Genomic DNA, 3,713 nt, shown 5'->3' with positions numbered 1-3,713 from the left:
GGCTACAGCAGAACGCTGGGGCTGGGACGCTTCCGTCACCGCGCGGCTGGTCATGGCCGGCGTCGTGATTTTCACGCTGCTGGTCGGCGCCAACCTTGCGACCCCGCTATATCCGTTGCTGCAGGCCAAACTGGGCATCACCGCCCTGGACGTCACTGTGGCCTTCTCCGCCTACGTGCTGGCGCTTGTGGCCACCCTGATCCTCGCCGGGCATTGGTCGGACCACATCGGCCGGCGGGCCGCCCTGGTGCTGGCGGTGCTGGTGGGCCTCGCCGGCGGCTTCGTCTTCGCCAATGCGGACAGCCTGCTGGCGCTGTGCGTCGGCCGGGCGCTGCAGGGGGCCGCAGTGGCGCTGGCCACCGGCGCCAGTTCCGCCGCCCTGCGCGAGCTGCTGCCCAGCCGGCCCGAATGGGCCTCGCGGTTCACGCTGCTGGCCTCCGCCGGCGGCGTGGCGGCCGGCCCGGCGATCGGCGGGGTGCTCTCCGTCCTTCCCGGGCCCACCTCCACGCCGTACTACCTGCACTCGGTCGTCCTGCTGGCGCTGCTGGTGCCGCTCTACCTGCTCAAGGCCCGGCCTGCCATCACCTCGGTCGCCGGCCCTCAGCCGCTGAAGGTCCTCGCACCCCGCCGCCCCTCGATATCGAGTGAGGCGCGGGGCGCCTTTTGGCTGGCGTCGGCCGTGGGGTTCCTGAGCTTCGCCGTGTTCGGCTTTTGCCTCTCCCTGGCCCCCGGCTACTTCGCCCAGATTGTGCACGCCGACTCACGGCCCCTGATCGGCGTGCTCGCCGGGCTCACGCTGGCGGCCTCCGCGCTGAGCCAACTGGTGGCGGTGCGCGGACGATTTGTGGTGCCAGCTGGGCTGACCCTGTTAGCCGGGTCCGTGCTGCTGATCGCGGCGGCCGCGGAATGGAGCAGCCCCTGGCTGCTGATTGCCGCCAGCATCACTGCCGGCCTGGGCCAGGGCGTCTCCTTCCGGACCGTCTTCAACGACGTGGCGGGCAAGGTTGAGGCGGCCCGCCACGCCCAGATCGTCAGCACCGTCTACGTGATCACGTACCTGGGGAGCGCCATTCCGGTGATCGGGCTGGGGCTGGCGGCCGGGGTCTTTGGCCTGCAGGCCGCGGTGGCCGGCTTCGTCGTGCTCTGCGCTGTTTCTGCCCTCGGCCTGGCCGCCGTCACCCTCCGCTCGGCCCGCGGCTAGTCCGGCAGGGGACCGTGGTTGCCCTGGATGTGGTCGAACACCAGGGTGGTCTCGGTGTGGCCCACCACCGGATCCGTCGCCAGGTTGTCGAGGACCCAATCGCGCAGGTCCTCCGTGGTGGCGACGGCGATGTGCAGCAGGTAATCCACCGAGCCTGAGGTGTGGAAGGTGGACAGCACCGCGGGCAGCTTGGGGACCCGGGCAGTGAAGCGGTCGATCTGTTCGCGATCGTGCGCCCGCAGCCGGACCGCGATCAGCGCCTGCACCGAGCGGCCCACCGCGGCGAGGCTGAGTTTGGCTTCGAAGCCCTCGATGATTCCGCGCTCGGACAGGGCGCGGGTGCGCATGAGGGCAGTGGACGGGGCAATCCCCACGAGTTCGGCCAGTTGCTTGTTGGAGATCCTGGCGTCCGCCACCAGGGCGGCCAGCAGCCGCTCATCGATGGCGTCCAGAGGTTCGGCAGCCCCCGCGCCGGGCCGAACATTCTTCGTGGTGCTGCTCACGGATCCTCCTTGATGTTGTGTGGGTTCATCATAAACACCCCAAACTGACAGTTCCATTCGTATGTCCTTCAAAACTCCGAATTATTGCCAGATACTTTCTGCATTCAATGGCGAATATTCATAAGGAGTACTGTGCTTTCTCAAGACTCGCTGGCGGTCCACGCAGGCCGGAACGACCTCACGGAGCTCGGCGTCCATGCCGTCCCGATCGATCTCTCCACCACCGCCCCGCTGCCCTCGGTTCACGACGGCGGCCTCGCCTACGAACAGATGGCCACCGGCGGCCCGCATCTGGAGGGCCAGAGCACCGTCTACCAGCGGCTCTGGAACCCGACAGTGGCCCGTTTCGAAGAGGGCGCCGCGTTGCTGGAAGGCACTTCCGAGGCGGTGGCGTTCGCCACGGGCATGGCCGCCCTGAGTGCGGTGCTGCTCGCCGTCGTCGGCGCCGGGAAAAGGCACGTGGTGGCGGTCCGCCCGCTGTACGGCGGCAGCGACCACCTGCTGGCTTCCGGGGCGCTCGGCACCGAGGTCACCTTCACCTCGCCCGAAGGCATCCGTGCGGCACTGCGACCCGACACCGGACTGGTCATCCTGGAGACGCCGGCCAACCCGAGCCTGGAACTGGTCGACATCGCCGCCGCGGCGGCCGCGGCGGACGGCGTGCCGCTGCTGGTGGACAACACGTTCGCCACCCCGGTGCTCCAGCAGCCCTACCGGCACGGGGCGGCCCTGGTACTGCACAGCGCCACCAAATTCTTCGGCGGCCACGGCGATGCCATGGGCGGTGTCGTCGCAGCCTCGCCGGAATGGGCCGTCCGGCTCCGGCAGATCAGGGCCATCACCGGCGGTATCCTCACGCCGTGGCCCGCCTACCTGCTGCACCGGGGGATCGCCACGCTGCCGGTCCGGGTACGGGCCCAGCAGGCCGGCGCGGAGAAGGTCGCGGCAGCCCTGGCGGGGCACGAGCTGATCCGGCGCGTCTACTACCCGGGCCTGCCCGAGTGCGACCCGCGGGGCCTGATCGGAACGCAGATGGCGGGTCCCGGTTCGCTGCTGGCGTTCGAACTGGCCAGCGCCGAGCACGCCGAGCGGGTCCCGGCGGCCGTCGGGATGATCACCCACGCCGTCTCGCTGGGCGGGGTCGATACGCTCATCCAGCACCCCGCCGGGCTGACCCACCGGCCGGTCGCCGCCGAAGCCAAGCCGCATGCCGCCCTGCTGCGTGTCTCCGTGGGCCTGGAAGATCCCGCCGACATCGTGGCGGACCTGGTCCAGGCCCTCGAGACGACCCGCTAACGCGCTCCTGCCGGTTCCCCGTTCGAGACGACGGCGTCCCCGGCGCCGGCGGGATGCACGACGGCGGTGATCACCGCCGTCGTGCAGGCCAGCCCCATCACCGCCAGGGCCAGCGCGGTCCAGCCGACGGACTGGAACAGCAGGCCGCCGGCCCAACCAATGAYGCTGGAGCCAAGGTAATAGGCGAGGTTGTACAGTGACGCGGCCTGGGCCCGGCCTGTGCTCGCGATCACCCCGGTCCAGCCGGAGCCGATGCTGTGGGCCGCGAAGAAGCCGCCGGTAAAGAGCAGCAGGCCAGCGAGGATCAGGACCAGGAGCTGGGTCAGGGTCAAGGCGAGGCCGGCGACCATCAGGATCGTGCCTGTGACCAGCACGTTGCGCCGGCCGAAGCGCCGGGTCAGCCCGGCGGCCCAGCGGGCGGAGACGGTGCCGGACAGGTAGGCCAGGAAGATCAGGCTGATCAGCGTGGCCGGCAGGCTGAAAGGCTGGCCGGACAGCCGGAAGCCGAGGTAGTTGTAGACCGCCACGAAGCCGCCCATCAGCAGGAACGCCTGGACGTAAATGGCCAGCAGCCGGGGATTCCGGCAATGGCCGGCCAGCGTTGAAAGGGCGCCCCGGAAGCCTGCGGCGGCGGGGGCAAAATTCCGTGCCGGCGGCACCAGGACCAGGAACAGGACGGCGGCGGCCGTCGCCATGACCGAGACGGCCAGCGC

General features: G+C 70.2%; 3 protein-coding genes and 1 pseudogene. 2 read left to right on the top strand and 2 right to left on the bottom strand.

The features are described from left to right. Window positions 1-1,201: MFS transporter (locus AB4Y86_RS14240; RefSeq protein ID WP_441402854.1), on the top strand; the 1,201-nt coding region annotated here is incomplete at its 5' end. Here the strand turns inward: AB4Y86_RS14240 and AB4Y86_RS14235 are convergent. Further along, window positions 1,198-1,704, bottom strand: coding sequence for an Lrp/AsnC family transcriptional regulator (locus AB4Y86_RS14235; protein ID WP_441402853.1), 507 nt, complete (start codon window positions 1,702-1,704; stop codon window positions 1,198-1,200). The genes AB4Y86_RS14240 and AB4Y86_RS14235 overlap by 4 nt on opposite strands. 132 nt (window positions 1,705-1,836) lie before the next feature. Here AB4Y86_RS14235 and AB4Y86_RS14230 point away from each other — a divergent pair, with 132 nt between their 5' ends. Next, window positions 1,837-3,000, top strand: coding sequence for a trans-sulfuration enzyme family protein (locus AB4Y86_RS14230; protein ID WP_441402852.1), 1,164 nt, complete (start codon window positions 1,837-1,839; stop codon window positions 2,998-3,000). Here the strand turns inward: AB4Y86_RS14230 and AB4Y86_RS14225 are convergent. Beyond that, window positions 2,997-3,713 (bottom strand): annotated as a pseudogene (locus AB4Y86_RS14225) (MFS transporter); the annotation flags it as partial. The gene AB4Y86_RS14230 and the pseudogene AB4Y86_RS14225 overlap by 4 nt on opposite strands.

The sequence above is a fragment of the Arthrobacter sp. 2YAF22_2 genome, assembly GCF_052114645.1.
Taxonomy (GTDB): Bacteria; Actinomycetota; Actinomycetes; order Actinomycetales; family Micrococcaceae; genus Arthrobacter.
The sequence above is the reverse complement of the archived record's forward strand: the minus strand, read 5'-3'. Positions and strand labels throughout refer to the sequence as shown.